A 1,859-nucleotide genomic window follows, 5' to 3' on the forward strand; every position below is an offset into this window, starting at 1 on the left:
GGCACGAGCTGCTTGGTGAGCACCAGGCGGCCGAGCATGGCGAAGCCCATGGCCGGCAGGATGTTGGCGGCAACGCCGCAACCGTCGATGATGAAGGGCGGGATGAAGTCGAGCAGGCCCTGGATGGCGTCGGAACCCAAATAGAAGGCGCCGCCGCACAGCAGGAAGTACTCGACGCAGCCCCAGATTCCAATTCCCCAATGAACGGCGTAGATGCCTTTGAGGTTTCCCTTGAGGGCGAACTTGTCTGCCATATCGACAAACACAGGGAACAAGGCATTGGTAATGTTGCCGATCGTCAGCGCAAGGACGGCGATGGGCATGGCGAGCGCGATGGCCGTCTCGGTACCCTGACCGAGCTGAATGGCAAACGCGCAGGCGAGCACGCCGCCGACGGTTTCGTTAGGCGGCACGTAGGCGCCGATGGAGATCGAGCCCATGAACAGCAACTCCAGGCTGGCGCCAACGGCAAGGCCAGTCTGCAGGTCCCCCAGCACCAGGCCCACGAGCGGGCACAGGACGATGGGGCGGAACGCGTAGAGGGTGCCGAGCTGGTAGTCGAGGCATCCAAACGCTCCGACTAAGCCGACGAGGATTGCTTGGACAAGCATAATTCCTCCCAATAAGGAATCTCGAACCGTCGTCACTCCCGTCGCGCGCGTTGTTGATATCAATTCCGGGAGTTCGATTCCACGGCTCGAAGCGTACCTGGTGTGCTGCTAACACCCATGCCAGGCACAAATGATTTGATACCAATTATAGGTATGCAGGTTCACCTTATTTAATACCAGTCGCTCAGCGGGGTGTTTTTTACCGTAAACGGCAGGCGCATCCCATTAGGCACGCTCTTTGTTTCGATGGCGGACAAGCGCCACCAGAAAGCCGTCGCCAAAAGCATCGGATGCCAAGTTGGCCACAATCACCAAAACGATCATCGCTGCGCCCAAAAACTCGTTCCAGCGAAAGACCTCGCCAAAGAGGAGCGCCGACCAGCAGGGAGCGAGCACGACCTCACTCATGCAAACCAAGTTGGCCGCAAACGCGTTGGTGCGCGCAATCCCCTTGGCATACAGCACACTCGCAAGGCCGCTGCAAAAAAGGCCATGCACCAGCATAAGCCCCCACTCAAAGGGTTTCACGGAGCCTAGGTCGCCGGCAAAATAGACGATCGGAAGTATCGAGATGCCGCAGGAGATGAGCGAGGACACCATGGGCGACGCATCGGGGCGAGAGTTTAAAAAGAAACACAGCCCAAAGGTGGCGCCCGAAATGACGGCAAGCAGATTTCCGAGCATGCCCTCGGCGCTCAAATCACCTAAAAAGAAAAGTCCCATACCCGTAAAAGCAACCACCACGGAGGCAATCTTCGCAGGCGAGGGCAACGTGCGAGTTGCGAGCGATTGATACACGATAACGAAAATCATCGAGGTGTACTGCAGAACGATCGCGTTGCCGACCGTCGTGAGCTGGTTGGCAAAGTTAAACGTGGTGCCCGTCACGAAGTTGCAGACGGCCACAAGGACAATAAGACGGCTGACGCAAAGGACGGGTCTGCCGACGAGCAGGATAAAGAGCGCCATAAATATTGCCGTGACGGCACCGATCAAAAGAGCTGACTGCGAATTGGCGCGAACGAGGATGCCGATAAAACTCCACAAGAGCGCCGTGCCAAATAGATACATCGCCCCGCTCACGCCATTATCGGGTGGATTGTCAGATCGAATCACGAAGCACCTCCAGCTAGCTTTCGGTAATAAAAAACGGCGACCGCAATGGGTCGCCGTTTCCCTTGGGGGCAGATAATAGGCCGGGCCCTTACGCCAGCACGCCGAAGAACGCGCCGACGATGCCCACGGCCA

2 protein-coding genes are annotated in these 1,859 nt (G+C 57.6%); both read right to left on the bottom strand.

Annotation, left to right across the window (positions count from 1 at the left end):
• The coding region (locus DXB53_RS09765; RefSeq protein ID WP_147330909.1) for a PTS sugar transporter subunit IIC at positions 1–611 on the bottom strand (611 nt) is incomplete at its 3' end.
• Between the two features lie 225 nt (positions 612–836).
• Entirely contained in the window at positions 837–1,727 is an 891-nt protein-coding gene (locus DXB53_RS09770) for a DMT family transporter (RefSeq protein WP_233503863.1), read from the bottom strand.
• Positions 1,728–1,859: the final 132 nt, after the last annotated feature.

It is taken from the genome of Collinsella sp. OM04-5 (genome assembly GCF_003439125.1).
Lineage (GTDB): Bacteria > Actinomycetota > Coriobacteriia > Coriobacteriales > Coriobacteriaceae > Collinsella.